The organism is Trichloromonas sp. (assembly GCF_034006665.1).
Lineage (GTDB): Bacteria > Desulfobacterota > Desulfuromonadia > Desulfuromonadales > Trichloromonadaceae > Trichloromonas.
In genome coordinates this window covers 23,638-41,706 of sequence record NZ_JAVESI010000007.1, presented here as the reverse complement: position 1 = coordinate 41,706, position 18,069 = coordinate 23,638, and the positions used below count along the sequence as shown (strand labels likewise).

16 protein-coding genes are annotated in these 18,069 nt (G+C 60.9%); 6 read left to right on the top strand and 10 right to left on the bottom strand.

The window, feature by feature from the left end; all coding sequences use genetic code 11:
* Positions 1–97: 97 nt before the first annotated feature.
* Together RBR25_RS04640 and RBR25_RS04635 are read left to right on the top strand one after the other, a co-directional pair.
* Entirely contained in the window at positions 98–2,221 is a 2,124-nt protein-coding gene (locus tag RBR25_RS04640) for an HD domain-containing phosphohydrolase (RefSeq protein WP_432818420.1), read from the top strand.
* Positions 2,222–2,293: 72 nt separating this feature from the next.
* Entirely contained in the window at positions 2,294–4,507 is a 2,214-nt protein-coding gene (locus tag RBR25_RS04635) for a diguanylate cyclase (RefSeq protein ID WP_432818365.1), read from the top strand.
* Between the two features lies 1 nt (position 4,508).
* Here RBR25_RS04635 and RBR25_RS04630 read toward each other — a convergent pair whose 3' ends face one another.
* The 6 genes from RBR25_RS04630 to RBR25_RS04605 form a co-directional block, all read right to left on the bottom strand.
* Entirely contained in the window at positions 4,509–6,284 is a 1,776-nt protein-coding gene (locus RBR25_RS04630) for a YgiQ family radical SAM protein (protein ID WP_432818419.1), read from the bottom strand.
* A gap of 29 nt (positions 6,285–6,313) precedes the next feature.
* Positions 6,314–6,484 (bottom strand): hypothetical protein, encoded by a 171-nt coding sequence (locus RBR25_RS04625; protein WP_432818364.1) that lies wholly within the window; start codon positions 6,482–6,484, stop codon positions 6,314–6,316.
* A 19-nt stretch (positions 6,485–6,503) separates the two neighbouring features.
* Positions 6,504–7,541, bottom strand: coding sequence for an N-acetyl-gamma-glutamyl-phosphate reductase (gene argC, locus RBR25_RS04620; protein WP_432818363.1), 1,038 nt, complete (start codon positions 7,539–7,541; stop codon positions 6,504–6,506).
* Positions 7,542–7,645: 104 nt separating this feature from the next.
* A complete protein-coding gene (rpsI, locus tag RBR25_RS04615) occupies positions 7,646–8,038 on the bottom strand; it encodes a 30S ribosomal protein S9 (RefSeq protein ID WP_432818362.1) in 393 nt (130 codons plus the stop codon).
* Positions 8,039–8,063: 25 nt separating this feature from the next.
* Positions 8,064–8,492: a 50S ribosomal protein L13 gene (rplM, locus tag RBR25_RS04610; protein ID WP_432818361.1), complete on the bottom strand. Its 429-nt coding sequence runs from the start codon at positions 8,490–8,492 to the stop codon at positions 8,064–8,066.
* A 132-nt stretch (positions 8,493–8,624) separates the two neighbouring features.
* Positions 8,625–10,568 carry a recombinase gene (locus RBR25_RS04605; protein WP_432818418.1) on the bottom strand — a complete coding sequence of 648 codons (1,944 nt, stop codon included), beginning with the start codon at positions 10,566–10,568 and terminating at the stop codon, positions 8,625–8,627.
* A gap of 303 nt (positions 10,569–10,871) precedes the next feature.
* On the opposite strand from RBR25_RS04605, the gene RBR25_RS04600 reads away from it, so the two are divergent.
* The 4 genes from RBR25_RS04600 to purB all read left to right on the top strand — a co-directional run bounded on the left by RBR25_RS04600 (position 10,872) and on the right by purB (position 16,399).
* The gene (locus RBR25_RS04600; RefSeq protein ID WP_432818360.1) at positions 10,872–11,750 is read left to right on the top strand and encodes a universal stress protein; all 879 of its coding nucleotides are present in this window, start codon (positions 10,872–10,874) and stop codon (positions 11,748–11,750) included.
* A 16-nt stretch (positions 11,751–11,766) separates the two neighbouring features.
* On the top strand, positions 11,767–14,010 hold the full coding sequence (locus tag RBR25_RS04595; protein WP_432818359.1) for a potassium/proton antiporter: 2,244 nt from the start codon (positions 11,767–11,769) through the stop codon (positions 14,008–14,010).
* Positions 14,011–14,046: 36 nt separating this feature from the next.
* Complete coding sequence (locus tag RBR25_RS04590) at positions 14,047–14,946, top strand: DMT family transporter (protein ID WP_432818358.1); 900 nt, start codon at positions 14,047–14,049, stop codon at positions 14,944–14,946.
* Between the two features lie 97 nt (positions 14,947–15,043).
* The gene (gene purB, locus RBR25_RS04585) at positions 15,044–16,399 is read left to right on the top strand and encodes an adenylosuccinate lyase (protein WP_432818357.1); all 1,356 of its coding nucleotides are present in this window, start codon (positions 15,044–15,046) and stop codon (positions 16,397–16,399) included.
* 129 nt (positions 16,400–16,528) lie between these two features.
* Here the strand turns inward: purB and RBR25_RS04580 are convergent, their stop codons facing one another.
* From RBR25_RS04580 to RBR25_RS04565, 4 genes are all read right to left on the bottom strand, one after another.
* A complete protein-coding gene (locus RBR25_RS04580; RefSeq protein ID WP_432818356.1) occupies positions 16,529–17,125 on the bottom strand; it encodes a hypothetical protein in 597 nt (198 codons plus the stop codon).
* A complete protein-coding gene (locus tag RBR25_RS04575) occupies positions 17,122–17,436 on the bottom strand; it encodes a peroxiredoxin family protein (RefSeq protein WP_432818355.1) in 315 nt (104 codons plus the stop codon). Before RBR25_RS04575 ends, RBR25_RS04580 begins: the two co-directional genes overlap by 4 nt.
* A gap of 9 nt (positions 17,437–17,445) precedes the next feature.
* Complete coding sequence (locus RBR25_RS04570) at positions 17,446–17,670, bottom strand: hypothetical protein (protein ID WP_432818354.1); 225 nt, start codon at positions 17,668–17,670, stop codon at positions 17,446–17,448.
* Between the two features lie 74 nt (positions 17,671–17,744).
* Complete coding sequence (locus RBR25_RS04565; protein WP_432818353.1) at positions 17,745–18,062, bottom strand: hypothetical protein; 318 nt, start codon at positions 18,060–18,062, stop codon at positions 17,745–17,747.
* Positions 18,063–18,069: the final 7 nt, after the last annotated feature.

The window sequence follows — 18,069 nt, the reverse complement described above, 5'->3', positions numbered from 1 at the left end:
CCCTAACTAACCACCTCACTTTTCACAGACCTTTTTCAGGGTTTTGACGAAGCAGTCGGTGCTTTCACCAACCCTCTTTCGGAAGTTTCGGGTGCAGATGCTTTCTCTCAAGACGAAATTTCTCATACTGTCGACACTGATCGCCCTGATGGTGGTGTCTCTGAGCATCTGGCACCACCTGAGCGCCCAGCGCGAGACCCTGAACCAGCTGGCCCTGCAGCACAGCCGGATTCTCGGCGATACCATCCGCAACAGCGTCATCACCTTTATGCGCAGCGGCGAAAACGACCGGGTCGCGCAGATCCTCAAAGAGATTCAGACGGAACCGAGCCTGGAACTGGTCCAGATCTTCGACGAGTCGGGACGCATCCTGCGCGCCGGCAACCCGGAGAGTGTCGGCGATCTGGTGCCCGCCATCGACCTGATCGCCTACCGCTCGCAGCAGTTCTCCAGTCGTCACGAGCACAACGGCCGGCTCTATCAGGCCCGCATCCTCCCCATCTTCAACGAACCCGACTGCCACTCCTGCCATGATCCCAGCGAACGGGTTCTCGGCATTCTCAGTATCCACATCGCCATCGACGATCTGGCGAGTATGCACAAAGACCTCAATTTCCGGGCCATGGCTTCCTCCATCCCGATGATCCTCTTTCTGATCCTGGCCATCACCGGCTTTGTCCTCTACTATGTGGAAAAACCCCTGCGCAGCCTGGTCGGAGCCATGAACCATCTGGAACGGGGAGAGTTCGATCAGGCGACGGTCTCGCTCACCAACTCGAAGGAAATGTCACAGCTCTCCGATAAATTCAATCGCATGGTCGAGCGGCTCCGCGGCCAGATTCAGGAGATGGTCCGCCAGGAACGGGAAATCGCCATCAGCAAGGAGAAGCTCGCCCATCAGGAACAGATCGAAACGATGAACAGCACCCTGGAGGAGCGCCTCAAAGAGATCGAATACCTCAATACCTCGCTGGAACAGCGCATCGGCGAGATCGAGGAAGCCAACTACCGTATCGCCGACCTCGCCGGCGAGCTGGAGAGCAAAAATACGACTCTGCAGCAGGCGGTCACCCGCCTCTCCGCCCTTTACAACATGGGTCTGGCGATCAACTCGACGATGAACCAGAGCAAGCTCTTCCACCTGCTCATCGAAGCCACCGTCGATACTCTCAAGGCCAGCGCCGGCTACATCCTGCTTTTCGACCGGGAAACCCACGAGCTGACCATCGACGGTTCCTTCGGACTACCCACCCCTCCCACGTCCGGCATGCGCATCCCCCTGGAAACCGGCGGCGTCTCCCACTGGGTAATCGAAAACCGCAAGCCGCTTCTGATCCAGAACATCAACGACGCCGGTCATTTCAACAAGGTGAGCCGGCTCGGATTCACCCGCGAGACGGTGATTTGCGCTCCACTGATGGTCAACGGCGAACCGATCGGCACCATCACCATGGCCAACCGCCGTGACGGCTCGTCTTTCTATACCGAAGACCTGGAACTCCTCTCCACCATCGCCGCCCAGGCCAGCATCGCCATCAAAAATGCCCAGCTCTACGAAGAGCAGCAGAACACCTACCTGAATACGGTACAAGCCCTGGTTTCCGCCATCGAAGCGAGCGACGCCTACACCCACGGCCACTCGGAGCGGGTTACGCGCATCAGCCTGGCCCTCGGCCGCCGTCTCAGCCTCCCCCCCGAACGGCTCAAGCGCCTGGAACAGGCGGCGATCCTGCACGACATCGGCAAAATCGGCATCGACCGGGAACTCCTCCACAAAAAGGGGGATCTGACCGATCAGAACGTTCAGGCCCTGCATCAGCACCCCCTGATCGGCGTCAAGATTCTGGAACCGATCCAGTTCCTCAAGGATGTGCGCAAAATCATCGCCCAGCACCACGAACGCTATGACGGCAAGGGCTACCCAAACCATCTCAAGGGGGATGAAATTCTCATGGAGGCGCGGATTCTGACCGTTGCCGATACCTTCGACGCGATGATTTCCGACCGCCCTTACCGCGAGGCCCTCTCCTTCGCAGCAGCGGTCGAGGAGATTCGCAACAACACGGGTACCCAGTTCGACCCCGTGGTGGCGGAGACGTTTCTGAAAATGGTGCAAAAAGGGGGATGGCATCAGCACATACCGGTCCGTTCCGGAGCCCCCCAACAGGTCATCGGCGACCCTGTCGTTTCCCTGGACGTAAACGCTTCAACCGGTCACTGATTCCTCCCGAAGAGGAAGAACGCCCCGACACGGGAGCCATGATCGGCTTTTTCCCGCCCCCGAGGAACCTGAATGGGAGATTTTCCCCAGCACCGAACCTGGTCCCTGCGCCATAAAATCATGCTGCCCTTCTTCGCAATCCTCCTGTTGCTCGGCGGCGTGGCGACCGGAAACTTCATCCTGCTGATGAACGGGGCCATCCACGAAACCGTCGATGACCGGCTAACCTCGGGGCGCGACGCCATTTTCCGGGAAATCAAAAACCAGGAATTCCTTCTACAGAACTATGCCGAACTGATCGCCTATGCCTACCGGATCCCGCCCGGCGGCGCAATCCCCCAAGCCTTTCCCCGGGAGCACGAGCCGCTTCTGGCCAGCCTGGCGCGCAGCGACATCGAGGCGGAATTCCTGCCCGTCGCTCAGTGGCGGGAACTTCCCGACACCGACCTGCGCGAGTTGGTCGATCACGCCATCCGCAGCTCCCGCCCCCGTTTTCGCTTTCTCAGCACCCCGTCGCTGCCGCCGACGCTAACCGTTGCCAGTCTCCTCCCTCAGGACGTACGGAAAGCCCAGGTGCTGATCCTGCGCACGCCGGTCAAAACCTCGTTTCTGAGCACCCATTCCATCGGCTTCGGGGCGCGAACGTCACTGCTGAACCTGTCCGGGGAAGTCCTCACCGCCAGCGATCCCGCCCACCCTCCCCCCGGTCTTTCCCCCGACGAATTGGCAAAAGTCATCGCCGGGGATTCCCTGATCCGGGTGGTCGATACCGGCAAGTATCTCTACAGCGCCATTCCCCTCGGCACCTCCGAGCTGGTGCTTGCGGTCATCGAAATCCCCATGGCCGGCCTTGACGCCCTGGTCAACAATCTCATCCTGAAAGGGGTCGCTACCCTGGCCTTCTTCGTGCTCCTCGGCGGCTTCCTCTATTACCAGCTCCTGCAACGGCAGATCATGACCCCCGTCCAGTCCCTGCTGAAAGCGACCCAGACCCTGAGCTGGGGGAATTTCGATTTCCGCATCGAACAGAACCGAACGGACGAATTCGGGCAGGTAGCCCGTTCCTTTAACCTCATGGCGGAGAAACTGCGCGCTCTCTACGCCGACCGCCTGCGCCAGGAAACAGAGCTGGCGGCGGCCGAGGAAGAGCTGCGCTATCAGTCGCTACTCAGCGAAAAAAATCGCCAGATCGAAGAGGCCAACACCGAACTCACAGCCCACGTCAACGACCTTTCGGCCCTCTTCAGCCTGATCCAGGAGATGATTGGTTCCCTCGATCTCGATATTCTTTTCGGCCGAATGCTTCAGATCATCAAGGATGTCGTCCCCTGCGACGAACTGTTGCTGCTGCTTTACCGGGAAGAAAAGGAAGACCTGGAGGTCCGCCGAACCCTCGGACTCGACCCGGAGGGCAAGCACCGGAAGATGTTTCACGCGCACGACGGTTTCATGGGAGAGCTCATCCGTCGGCGGGAATGCCTGCATGTCCGCGATCTCGGGAAAGAGCAGAACCGGTTTTTGGAGGACTATCTCGATGACTATCCCGAGACCCGTTCCCTGCTCGGAGTGCCGATGATCCTCAAGGATCAGCTTCTCGGCATCGTTAATCTGCACAAGAAAGAGAACGGCGGCTTCAGCGAACGGGAGATCCGACTGGTTCAGGCAATCACCGCCCAGGCCGCCATTGCCATCGAAAATGCCCGCCTTTACCAGCAGACCCGGGATCTTTCCAATACCGACACCCTGACCCGGTTGGCCAACCGCCGGTTCTTCCAGATCGTCCTGGAGAAGGAATTCGCCCAAGCCCGGCGTTATGGCACGAATTTCAGCCTGATCATGATCGATATCGATCACTTCAAATGTTACAACGACACCCACGGACATCTGCAGGGGGACAGGGTTCTGCGGGACGTGGCGCAGATTCTTAAGGAGAATATCCGGGAGATCGATCTGGCGGGGCGATTCGGCGGCGAGGAATTCATCATCCTCATGCCCAGAACCAGCAAAGAGGGGGCCCGCGCCGCCGCCGAAAAACTGCGCCGGTGCGTGTACGAGCGGGATTTTCCGGGAGCGGTCCTGAGCCAGCCCAAAGGGCGGCTTACCCTTTCCCTGGGAATCGCCGAGTTCCCCGAGGACGCCGACAGCCTGGAAGCGCTCCAAGAACGGACCGACCAGGCCCTGTATCAAGCCAAGAAAAACGGTCGTAACCGGACGGTCGCCTGGAACTCGGTCGCCCCGCCCCTCCCCTATCTCAACGTTCTCCCCTTAAACCTCGAAGAGGAGTAAATCAGCGTCGGGACCGGCGTCCCGGCTTCCTTGAAACGCCCCCTTCGAGTAGAACCCGCCCCTCCCGTTCCCGTCCAGCCAGACGCAGCGCCTCCGCGACCAAGGCGCGCTGCTCCGGCAGATGCCAAAGAAGCAGCGCTTTTTGCAACTTCCTCTCCTTTTCGGTACGCGCCACATACAGCTTCTCTCCGGTCAGGGGATCGCGCCCGGTGTGGTAGATGCAGGTTGAAAGCGTCCCGGGGGTCGGCGTAAACTCCTGAACCTGTTCAACCCGCAAATGGTGTTCGCGCAGGAAGAGGGCGACATCGACCGTATCGGAAAGGGTGGCGCCGGGGTGCCCGGCAATCAGATAGGGAACCACCGCCTGACGCAATCCGGCCGCCGCGCTGCGCTCGCGGAAACGCTGGAGGAAATTGATGAAAATTTGCGGACCGGGCTTGCGCATCACCTTCGTCACCGCTGCGCTGGTCGACTCGGGGGCGACCTTGAGCAGACCGCCGATGTAACGGGAAAGGAGGGCATCGAAATAGTCGGGCTGTCGCTCCAGCAGATCGTAACGCACCCCCGAAGCGACGAAAACATGCTTGACCCGAGCATGGCGACGGACCCGGTCGAGAAGCCGCACGGCCCGCCGATCGTCGACGCGCAGATGTTTGCAGGGCTTCGGGAAGAGGCAGCCGGAACGGCGACAGACCTGTTTTGCCTGCTCGTCGCCGCAGTCGAGACCATACATATTGGCGGTGGGGCCACCGATATCGGTGATGGTCCCGCGAAAGTCGGGATGTTCGGTCAAGGCATCGACTTCGGCCAAAATCGAAGACTCGGAGCGGGATTGGATCAGCTTGCCCTGATGATGGGTAATGGCGCAGAAGGCACAGCCACCGAAACAGCCGCGATGGCTGGTAATGGAGAAGCGGATTTGCTCATAGGCGGGAATCGGCTGATCGTAGCTCGGATGGGGCGTTTTCCGAAAGGGCAAGGAATAAAGGCGATCGAGCTGTTCCTCGGAGAGGGGGAACGCCGGAGGATTGACCACCAAGGTCCGTGTGCCGTGACCCTGAGACAGGGGGCGGGCGTTGGCGGGGTTCTGTTCGCGCTCGGCGAGGCGGAAGGCTTCACCGAAAGCGGCGGGATCGGCGGCGACCTCCTCGAAAGAAGGCAGACGCAGGCAATGCTCCGGAACTTCGGAAGTCAGCCAAGCAGTGCCGCGAATGTCGGTCATCGCCTTGAGCGCCTCGCCGGCGGCGGCTCGCCGCGTCACTTCCAGGAGGGCCGCCTCAGCCATGCCGTAAAGAAGCAGATCGGCCTTGCTGTCGACCAGTACCGAGCGGCGCACGGCGTCATCCCAGTAGTCATAATGGGCCAGCCGCCGCAGGCTCGCCTCGATGCCGCCGATGAGAACCGGCAATCCCTTGAAGGCACCTTTGAGTGCCGCCGTGTAGGCGATCACCGCCCGGTTGGGACGAGCGCCGGCCCGCCCTCCGGGAGTGTAGGCATCGTCCCGGCGAATCTTTTTCGCCGCCGTGTAATGGTTGACCATGGAATCCATAGCCCCAGCCGAGACCCCAGCAAAAAGCCGGGGACGGCCCATCACCCGTAAAGCCTCCGGATTCCGCCAGTCCGGCTGGGCAAGGATTCCCACCCGGTAGCCTTCCGCTTCCAGCAACCGGGCGAGCAGCGCCACGCCGAAGGAGGGATGATCGACATAGGCGTCGCCGGAGACCAAGAGCACATCCAGCTCGTCCCACCCCCGAGCGGTCATTTCCGCCTTGGTCATGGGGATGAAGGCATGTTCCGTATGGCGTTTCAGAAGCCCTGATCCTTCACGAATGCCGCCACCGAGCGTTCGCTCGCCCAAGTGAAGAAATAACCCCGCTCGCGGTGAAAGACGACGCTCTTAGAACCGATGCCGTGTTTGTCGCAAGCGGTGCAGGTGCGGGTGTTATAGGCCTTGGAACGGCGCGAAACACTTTCCATGAAAAGCTCCCGAAAAAGATCAGGGATAGAGGGGAACGACGTCCAGCCCTGCCGTTTCGGGGAAGCCGAACATCAGGTTCATGTTCTGCAGCGCCTGTCCGGCCGCCCCCTTGACCAGATTGTCGATGGCGGAAACAACGATCACCCGGTGGGTGCGGGGGTCGGCGACAACACCGAGATCGCATTGGTTGCCGCCGCGCACCCAGGCGACATTGGGCAGACTCCCCTGGGGCTGGACGCGAACAAAAGGCTCGCCGCGATAGTATTCGGCAAAAAGCGCGACCAGCCGGGCGGTGTCGGTCTTTTCCCGAAGGTCGGCGTAACAGGTCGAGAGAATGCCGCGATTGATCGGCAAGAGGTGCGGGGTGAAATTGACCACGACCGGCGCGCCGGCAAGATCACTCAGGGTCTGTTCGATCTCCGGGGTGTGCCGGTGCTTGGTCACACCGTAGGCCTTGAAGCCTTCGTTGACTTCACAGAAGAGACTGTCGACCTTGGCCGCACGCCCGGCGCCGCTGGCGCTCGACTTGCTGTCGATAATCAGGGTTGCCGGATCGATCAGCCGCTCTTTCAAAAGCGGGGCCAACGCCAGGGCCACGCTGGTTGGATAGCAGCCGGGATTGGCCACCAGACGCGCCGGACGGATGCGGTCCCGGTAAAGCTCGGGCAGCCCATAGGCCGCTTCGGCCAGCAGTTCCGGACTGGTGTGGGGCTGATACCAGGCTTCGTAAAGAGCGGCATCTTTCAGCCGATAGTCAGCGGAGAGGTCGACGACCTTCATCCCCGCCGCCAGCAATCCGGGAACGAATTCCATGGCGGTCTTATGGGGGAGTGCGGTAAAGACGAAATCGGCCTTGTCGGCAACGATTCCGATCTCTACCGGGTCGCAGACCAGATCGGTGCGTCCGCGCAGGGAGGGGAAAACCTGCTCAAAAGGCTCGCCGGCATTCTGCCGGGAGGTGACGCAGGTAATTTTGACATGCGGATGATTGGCCAGCAAACGGTAGAGTTCAACCCCCGTATAGCCGCTGGCGCCGACAATGGCGACCCGGATCATGGCAGACTCCTCGAACGGGAAAAGGGAAACCCGAGGGTTTCCCTTTTCCGATGGAATTGACCGCATTCCCGGCGGGAATGAACCCCCGCGAGAAATCGCGACGATTAACGCTTGGAGAACTGGAAGCTGCGGCGGGCGGCGCGCTTGCCGTATTTCTTCCGCTCTTTCGCACGGCTGTCGCGGGTGATGAACCCGGCTTTTTTCAGCACCGCGCGCAGTTCAGGATCAGCGTCGAGCAGGGCCTTGGTGATGCCGTGCTTGATGGCGCCGGCCTGCCCCGAGGGACCACCGCCGCAGACATTGACGGAAATATCGAATTTACCGATGTTGTCGGTCAACTCCAGCGGTTGGCGGACAACCATCTTGGAGGTTTCCCGACCGAAAAACTCATCCAGGGAACGGTTGTTCACCACGATGTTCCCCGCGCCGGGCTTCATCCAGACCCGGGCGATGGAGGTTTTTCTTTTACCGGTCGCGTATAATTTCTGCTCGGCCATTCTATCTTATCTCCTCGTATCGATCCTAAAAAACCAGTTCCTTGGGCTGCTGGGCGGCATGGGGATGCTCGCCACCGGCATAGACCTTCATCTTGCGAAACATCTGCCGGCCCAGTTTGTTCTTGGGCAGCATACCTTTGACCGCCTTCTTGATCAGGTCTTCGGGCTTCTTCGCGATCAGCTTTTCAGCGTTGATCGCGCGGATGCCGCCGGGGAAGCCGCTGTGGCTGTAGTAGACCTTCTCGGCCATCTTGGTGCCGGTCAGCCTGACCTTGTCGGCATTGAGAACAACGACGAAATCGCCGGTGTCAACGCTCGGGCTGTAAATAGCTTTGTGCTTGCCCCGCAAAACCCGGGCAATTTCGGTAGCCGCCCGACCCAGAACCTTACCTTCCAGATCGACGACGAACCATACTCTTTTGATATCCGATTCTTTGGCGACTTGCGTACTCATGAAATTCCTCTCTATGCGTAAACTGTGAATTTGGGTAACGGGGACTCACAGAAGAGCTGAAAATAAAGAAGGCAAGGTCGAATGTCAAGGATTTTTTATGGGGAATCCCGCATTCCCCCCACGTAGACAGGATTATTTCATCGGGTTTTCCCCCGCCTTGATCTGCGACAGCACCCGGGGTGGCAAAACCAGCACCAGAGGATCCTCCCGAACCCGGTCGACAAAGGCGCGCCACAGGGCAGTAAGGCGTCCCATCCGCGTCCCCCGGGACTTGAGCGCCACCCACAGGGCGAGGAAAAAACTGACGAGCAGATTGACTACCCCGATCAGCAGAACGAAGACCAGATTAAGCAGAAACGCCGCCAGGGGCAGTTCATCTCCGGACATGACATAGCCGAGGTTGGCCGAGGAAAAAGCGATATGACGGATATCCAGGGGCAGGCCGACCAGTTTGCCGAGATAGCCGGTCACGCCGAGAAGGAGTCCGAAAATAAAGTTTCCGGCCAGCGATCCGTAATTATCGTGCAGATAATCGGCGAAGCGTGCTTGCAGGGCGGGCGGCAGCAGGGCCTGGACCAACGGATTGCGCCGCAGGCGTTGGCGTACGTCGAGATAGGCGGCGCGATTGTCGAAGAAGCCCGCGACGAGACCGGAAAAAAAGAGCCAGACCCCGGCGATGGCGGCATGGAGCAAGGCCAGGCTCAACAAGGGGTGCAAAGCACGCAGCTGATAAGTAGCCGCCTCTGCCGGAAGAAGTGGGGCACCGCTGAAATAACGATAGAGCCCGCCGATCAGCAGCGCCACGGCCACGGCAACGGAGACATTGCCGATGACGGCAGCGAACTGGGAACGGGAAACCTGAATAAGCAAAGCCGCCAGCTTTCTCTGGTTAGCCCGCCCCTGCTCCTCCCGCTCCACCGCACCGGCAAAGCAGGCGGCGGTCATCGCCGGCTGCTTGGTCGCCACGGTAAAATGCAGCATGTGGATGAAGACAAAGCCGAGACCGTAGTTCAGACTGACGAGAAAGGTTTCGGCCACCGGCTTCAGCGGCAACTCGACGATCCACAGCTTGAGCAGAGCCATCAGGGCAATGATTACCCCCGCTCCCGCCGCCGAACGCAGCATGGCCAGATATTCGCGGCCGTCACGGGTGATGTAGTGTTCACCGTGGTTGCTGGCACTTTCCGTGATGTTGCGGGCCAAAAGCCGCACATTGCGCTGCCAGAGAAGACGCGGGCTGTGGCGCTCGGCACTGGCCTGAACCAGACGCTTGAAAAGGCGGCCCCGAGCCGCGCCGCCGACGGCGGGGTCGGACGAGAGGACATCGAGCAAATCCTCGATCCGCGAAAAGGTTTGATCCAGGCGTTCGAGCAGGTGTGCCAGAGAGATGGTTGTCCCCCGGGTCAGGATTTTCTTGCGGAACCGGTAGATCTGTTCGCGGCATTGCTCGAGCAGCACCCGGGCGTGACAATCGTCGCTTTCCGGAAGTTCAGGATGATTCAAATGAGCGCGGGCTTGTTCTACATAAAGAGCAATTTCCCGCTGCAGGGCGACAAAGGCCGAATCGCTTTGCGAGAGAGCGGGATCAAGACGCATCAGCTCCGGCTCGAGCTCCTCGGCAGCCCCCCAGATGGAGAGCATTTCCAAGGCATAAAGCGCGGCCTCCACTGGAGCCAGCGATGGGTCACGATCTTCCGGCAGGATCAGGACGCGACGGGCCGTCGAAAAGAGCCGGCTCCAGGCGTCGTCGGGAACGGCGGCAACCCAGGGAGGGTCCATCTCCTGATGAAAGATCAGGGGCAGGACATCGCGCAGATAGTTGCGAACGGGTGGAGTGGGGCTGAAATGTTCGTGACAGCGCTCGGCGAATTCCCGCACGAATCCGCGACGGGAAAAGACCCCGAGGCCGGCGAAGGCGTTGAAAAACTGCGTCTGCGTTAGCCAGAGGCGAAGGCCGTCGAACACTGCGGGAGGAAAAAAATCAGACGTTTCCAGGGCGACCGCAAGATAATCGATACGTTCCTCGGCCCAATCCCGCCGTTCCGGGGTTTTCGGGCGCAGCCAATCGACAACCATGACCAGGGTTTCCAGGCCATCACCACTCTCGTTGCCAGCGAGGCGGTGCAACAGTCCCTGAAAATCCTCTTCTGAAACGGTGTTCGTGGGCAAGAGCTCGGACAAAGGCAAACTCCCAGGGATTAGTAGAGAGAGGTTCGGATAAGCGGCGGCTATTGTAAAGAGCTTGCCGGGCAAAGGCCAAGCAATAAATCTTCGAGAAGCAAGCGACCCGACCCGCTGGACGGAAAACCCTTCCGCCTGCCGTTCCTCTCTGCTATAGTTGCAGCACTTTTACCGCCGTGAAAAATCCGAGGAGAAGTCATGTCCATCCCCCCCCGCAAAATCCTTCTGGCCACCGATTTCAGCGCCCGCAGCGACCGGGCCGAGGCCCGCGCCCTGGCCTTGGCTCATCAATACGATTGTAAATTACTGGTTGTGCATGTCCTCGAGCGGCAACCCAAGACACGCCTGGCTCGGCGCACCCGTTTCTCCCCTCAGTCCCGGCCCGACAACCGCCTTATCGAAAGCGCCAAACGGCAGCTTCTCAATGCCCTGGTGCAAGGCGGAAACCGGGTCGCCGTGCGCATCGAAGAAGGGCATCCCTCGAAGACGGTTTTACGCATCGCCCGGGAAGAGGGCTGCGATCTCATCGTCACCGGCGTCGCCCGCAACGAAATGCTCGGGCGCTTCACCCTCGGCGAGACCGTGGACGAACTCATGCGCGACTCCCCGATCCCTTTGCTCATCGTCACCGACCGGGTCCATGGCCCCTACAACAACATCGTCGTCGCCTCGGATTATTCCGACGCCTCGCGCCAGGCGCTGGAAGCCGCCGCCGCCTTCTTCCCCGACCGGACCCTGCGCATTCTTCACGCCCACGGCGCTCCCGGTTCCTACGCGGTGGAGGATGTGGAGAGCTACCGCGAGCAGATGCGTCTGGCCTCCCGGCGGGAATATCTGGCCTTTCTCGACACCGTCAACCTTCCCGAAGAGCAGCGCGCGCGTTTCGAAGTGCTGATCGAGGGTGGCAATCTCACCGAATTGTTGCAGGATCTGGTCGAAAGTTCCTCCATCGACCTGGTCGTTCTCGGCTCCCGCATGCGGGGCCTCTTGCCCGAAGCCTTCGTCGGCAGCGTCGCCAAGCGCGTCGTTTCCGCCCTTCCCTGCGACGCTCTGGTGATTCGCGGCCACAAGGCCTGATTCCCGCATGGAAAGTATGGATTTTCTTTATCTCGTCGTCCCCCTTCTCCTCCTCGGCGTGGTGCTCGCGGCGGTCTGGCTCGATCGCTGGAGCGTCCCGGTAATTCTGGTCGCCCTCGGCGTCGGTATTGTCGTCGGCAGCGATGTCCTCGGCATCTGGCACTTCGACAACGTCGAAGCGGCCAACAACCTGGCCAATGCCGCCCTGGTCTTCATCCTCTTTCATGGCGGGCTCGCGACCAAGCAAACCGACTTCAAGGCAGTCGCCCTGCCGGCCGGAGGGATGGCGACCTGGGGCGTCATCCTCACCGCCGCGACCACCTCCGCATTTCTCCACTTCGTGCTGGGGTGGGAGACGTCGATGTCCCTACTGCTCGGCGTACTTATCTCGTCAACCGACGCGGCCGCGACCTTTTCCATCCTGCGCCGTCAGTCCCTCCCCTCCAAGCTGTCCTCGACCATCGAGATCGAAAGCGCGGCGAACGACCCGATGGCCATCCTGCTGACCCTCGTCGTCGTGGAGGGACTGTCGTCCGGTTCCAGCGGCGGGTTGCTGATCGTGCCCTTGTTCCTGTGGAAGTTCCTGGCCGGTCCGCTGATCGGCTGGTTGATGGCGCGGGGCGCGCTGGCGATCTTCAACCGGCTCAACCCGCAGGAGCGCGGCTATTACTACGTGCTTCTGCTCGCGGTCGTTCTTTTGACCTACGGCGTCTCCGAGCTTGCCCGGGCGAGCGGCATGCTGGCGGTATTCACCGCCGGTTTCGTCATGGGAAACCGGCATTTCATCTACAAGCAGGGCATTCGCAATTTTTCGGCCGCGCTGTCGATGATCGCCAACATCGGCGTCTTCGTGATGATGGGCCTGCTGGTCTTTCCCAGCCAATGGTCGACCTTGTGGATCAACGGGATCATCCTGTTTCTGGTGCTGACGTTCATCGCCCGCCCCGCCGCCGTGTGGCTCGGCACCTTCGGCATGAAGCTCGGGACCCGCGAACGGCACTTCATGTGCTGGGCCGGCCTGCGCGGCGCGGTTCCCATCGTCCTCGCGACCTACCCCATGGCCGCCGGCCTGCCCATCGGCGAAGAGGTGTTCAATCTCGTCTTCTTCGCGGTCCTGCTCTCGATTTCCATGCAGGGGTCGACACTCGGCACCCTGGCCCGTCGCCTCGGCCTGTCGGAACCGGCGCGGCCGCAGCCGCGTTACGGCCTCGAACTGGTGGCGATGGCTCATAGCGACCTCGATCTCTTCGTCATCGACCTGCCCGGTCCGCAAGGCCGGCCGGGCCAAAGGATTCGCGACCTGGCTCTCCCCCCCCGCGCCTTGATCACCCTGGTCACGCGGGGCCGCGAGGTCGTCGCTCCGACCGGTCACACCCGCCTGCTCGGATGGGATCAGGTGACCGTTCTTGCCCGCGCCGAGGATGAAGAGGAGGTGCGCGCGGCCCTGCTGCAACCCTTCGAGCGTCCGGTCGAACCCGAGGAGCCCACCACCCGGGTCCTCGATGTCGAACCGACCCTTTCGCCGCGAGCGGCCGACGCCGGGCCAAGGAAGACGATCCTGCTCGGCCACGGCCGCGTCGGAGCCGTGCTGGCCGACTTCCTGCGCCGGCGCCGGCTGCCGTTCATCGTGATCGAGCAGGACTTGACAACCGTTGACGGGTTGCGCCGCGCGGGAGTGCCGGTGATCCACGGCGAAGGCGGTAAGCCGGCGGTCCTTGAAAGCGCGGGGATCGCCGACGCGCGGCTTCTGCTCATTACCTCGGCGGAGCCCGTTACCGTGCGTCGCGCCGTCGAGTACGCACGCCAGGTGAATCCGGCGATCGAAATCGTCATCCGCGTCCACCAACCCGCCGAGTTCAATCAGCTATCCGCCATTCCCCAGACGCAATGCATCTACGGCGAGATGGAGATCGCCTACGCGATGGCTCGCCTCATGTTGCTCGCCTCGGGCGTCAGCGTCATCGAGGCCGAAGCGATTCTCATGGACGCCCGCCGCGATCAGAGCGGTCCGGGCATCCCCCGCACCCGCATTACCGAAATCCACGTGCCGGCTACGTCACCGGCGATTGGCAAGAAGCTTTCCGAGCTGGGGCTGCCGCGGGGAACGCTGTTGATCACCATCTCCCGCAACGATGAGTTCGTCGTGCCCAACGGCCAGACGGAAATCCTCGCCGATGACGCCCTGCTGGTGCTGGCGGATACGGAAGCGGCCCGTCGTATCGAACAGCTGGTTCTCCCGTCACCGGCCGATGCCTCGTGAGTGAAATCGGAATCCAACCGGTCAGTGCGTCGCGCCGTGAATAGAGCCCCCTCCTTCTCCTCGCGTCATTTTCTGCCGGCGCTCTTCGTCGTTTGCGTTTGGGGGATGTCCTTCGCCGTCACCCGCGTGACCGTGCAGGAGATCCCGCCCTTCACCCTCGCCTTTCTGCGCTTCGCGCTGGCGAGTCTGCTGATCTGGCCCCTGGCCCGCCGTCATCGCCATACGCGCATCGACCGCGAGGATCGCGGCGCCCTCTTCCTGCTCGGCTTCATCGGCGTCACCGTCTACTTCGGCTTTGAAAACTTCGGCCTCAAATACACCACCGCCACCCACGGCGCCCTCATCGTCGCCACCATCCCCCTGACCACCGAGGCGGTCAACGCCATCCGCCACCGCCGCCGCCCGCGCATGGCGGTGATCGCCGGGCTCCTCGTCGCCCTGGCCGGGGTCGGCCTGCTGGTCGGACCCGACAAGGGCGAGGCGACCCTGCTGGGCGATCTGCTCATGTTCGCCGCCGTCACCAGTTGGGTCGGCTACACCTTTCTCGCCGACCGGCTCACCGCCCGCTATCCGAATCTACTTTTGACCTTCCGTATCATGACCGTCGGCACGATGACGTTGCTCCCTGGCGCCCTGTTTGAAATCCTCATCCAACCCCTGCCCCGCCCTTCCCTCGCCGCCTGGGGCGGCGTCCTCTTTCTCGGCGCCTCCTGCTCGGCCCTGGCCTATCATCTGTGGAACCAGGCCATCCCCGCCCTCGGCGTCGGCCTCACCAACCACCTTCTCTACGGCATCCCCCTGGTCGGCGCCCTCACCGGCGTCCTCGCCCTCGGCGAACCCCTGACCCCGAACATCCTCATCGGCGGCACCCTGATCGTCGGCGGGGTCTTTATGGCGATAAAGAAAGGGGGAGAGCAGAAAGAGAAAGCAGGATAAAACCATCTCCCTCTCCCCTATCCTCCCCTCAAGGCTTGCGCTCAGGTTCGGGCTGGGCTATATATTCCCGACGCATTAAATTCCAAGGAGAATCCCTATGATTACCGCTATCAGCCCGCTGGACGGGCGCTATGCATCGAAAGTTTCCGAACTGGGAGAGTGTTTTTCCGAATACGCCCTGCTGCGCAACCGGGTGAAGGTCGAGGTGCTGTGGCTGCTTGCCCTCTGCGCCGAGCCGGGCATCCCCCAATGCCGCCCGGTCAGCGCCGAGGAGGAGGCCCGGCTGCGCGCCGTCGTCGCCGATTTCACCCCGGCCGAGGCCGAGAAAATCAAGGCCATCGAGGCGGTGACCAACCACGACGTCAAGGCGGTCGAATATTATCTGAAAGAGCAGATCGCCGGCACCAGCCTCGAGGAGCTTTCCGAGTTCATCCACTTCGCCTGCACCTCGGAGGACATCAACAACCTTTCCCACGCCCTGATGCTCAAGGACGGTCTGGCGGCGCTGCTGCCGGTGCAGGAGGAGATCATCACCGGCATCGCAAAACTGGCCGCCGACTTCAAGGATGTGCCGATGCTTGCCCGCACCCACGGGCAGACCGCTTCACCGACCACCATCGGCAAGGAGCTGGCGGTCTTCGCCGCGCGCCTGCGCAAGCAGAGCGCCAACATCGCTAACGTCGAACTGCTCGGCAAACTCAACGGCGCCGTCGGCAACTTCAACGCCCACCTTTCCGCCTATCCCAATGTCGATTGGGTGAAACTGACCAAGGGGGTGATCGAGCAGGAACTGGGGCTGACCCAGAACCTCTTCACCACCCAGATCGAGCCCCACGACTACATGGCCGAGCTTTTCGACGCTTTGACTCGCTGGCACACCATCCTCATCGACTTCAACCGCGATATCTGGACCTACATCTCCATGGCCTACTTCGGCCAGAAGACGGTCAAGGGGGAGGTCGGCTCCTCGACCATGCCGCACAAGGTCAATCCCATCGACTTCGAGAACTCGGAAGGCAACTGCGGCCTGGCTAACGCCATCTTCACCCATCTGTCGCAGAAGCTGCCGATCTCGCGCCTGCAGCGGGATCTCACCGACTCGACGGTGCTGCGCAACATGGGGGTCGGTTTCGGCTACAGCCTCCTCGCCTACCGCTCAACCCTTAAAGGGATGAGCAAACTCAAGCTCAACGAGCAGAAACTGGCCCAGGATCTCGACCAGGCATGGGAGGTGCTGGCCGAGCCGATCCAGACGGTGATGCGCAAGGCGGGAATTGACAAGCCCTACGAAAAGCTCAAAGAACTGACCCGCGGCAACGTCATCGACCGCGCCACCCTCCGCGCTTTCATCAACGGTTTGGACCTGGCCGCCGAGGACAAAGCGCGGCTGCTAGAGATGACTCCGGCGAGCTATATCGGCCTAGCGCCCAAAATCGTCGACTGGCTGGAATAGCCACCGGCGACCCGCATCCAAGAATCCTTCGAAACGCAAAAAGGACCGCAATAATGCGGTCCTTTTTGCGTTTTAACCGATGCCCCCCTCAATCCCCCCTGACAAGGGGGAATTGAAAGGGCTTCCATCCTACAACTGCTCGTAAAAAGACGGTTTCACGAATTTGAAGGAAGCAACAAAATCGTCGAAGGCCTGTTCGTCCAGCGGATCATAGGCAACATGCTCGGGCCGCCATTGGGTGTAGTAAAAACCCACCACCCGCTCGCCCCGGCGGGCGAAGACGACCTTTGCCGAGACTTTCTGCTGCTTTACCCGCTCCTTCCCTTCAACCCGGGCCACCAGCGCCGGCCTTCCGTCGAAGGTGGCGGGTTCCAGTTGGGGTTCACCGAAGACGACCCGGCCGGCCCAAAGGAAACGCTTGAAAAACTCCGGCACGCGCTTGTAGAAATCCCTGGAATAACCGAAGGGTTCCTCGGCATAGGCCATGGCCGACTGGCAGGGAAAATAATCGCTGCATTCCTTGGCGAAGGCAATGCTGTAGTCGTCCTCCTCGATCGAAACCAGCGACCAGGGGGCCGGGGGCGTCAAAAAGAGGTATTCTTCCTGCCAGACGACCGTCCCATCGGCCCGGCGCAGGGCAGCCAGAGGGTCGACCGTTGTCGGCGCAGGCCCGGCACAGGCCCCCAGAAGCAGAACAACCATACCAAGCAACAAGGAGCGCATCATGATTTCACCTCCTCGGCGTTGAGTTTTTTCAGCGTTCGGAGGATGTCATGGAAATCCGGAGTGCCGTTACGCATGTAGCGGATAACCCCCTGCCGATCGATGATCACCGTCTTACGGCTGAACATCGGATAGCCGGGAGGCAGGGAGCCGAACCACATGCCGATATGTCCCACCGGGTTGGAGAGGATGGGGAAGGTCAGTTCCAGTTCATCAGACCAGAATTTCAGGGTATTGACATCGTTGCGGCTGACGCCCACCACGCGGGCGTTGAAGCGGTCATAGAGATAGAGATTTCTCTGATGACCCTCCATTTCCCCCGTTCAGATGGGGGTGTAAGCCGCCGGGAAAAAGGTCATGACCAGATGATGCTTGCCGTAGTACTCCAGATCGTAGTTGAAGAGTTTGCCCTGACTGGTCGCGGCGGAAAAGATCGGGGCGCGGTCGCCGACGGACTTCAGCATGACATCCTGTTGACTGACCGGGGCGCAGGCCAGGACGAGACAACATAACAACAAAAGGCTGAAAAGGGATCGACTTCGATGCATGGGGCCTCCTGAATGAGTGAAGATGTGGCACTAAGCTTACCGTACCACTCACTTATTAACAAGTTCCCTTCGATCTACTGTTTTTTCTTGTCGGCCTTGAGCGGCAGCCCACAATGCAGGCAACGACGGAAATACATGGGGATCAGGCCGTTGACGTGAAACAGGTTGCCGCAGCGTGGGCATTTGACAAAAGCCGCAAGACAACTGGCGATACAGGCGAAGACGAACCAGACAGCGAAAACCTTGGCCGTGGCCCGATCCGACTGGGTGATGGTCAGTGTTGTCCAGATGAGCGGGACATAAATGAGGATCACTCCCCACAGGCACCAGCGCCGCCGGCGCACCTTGCTCAAACCCTCAGCATATTGACTGTAATCTTCATTTTCGGACAAGACGACC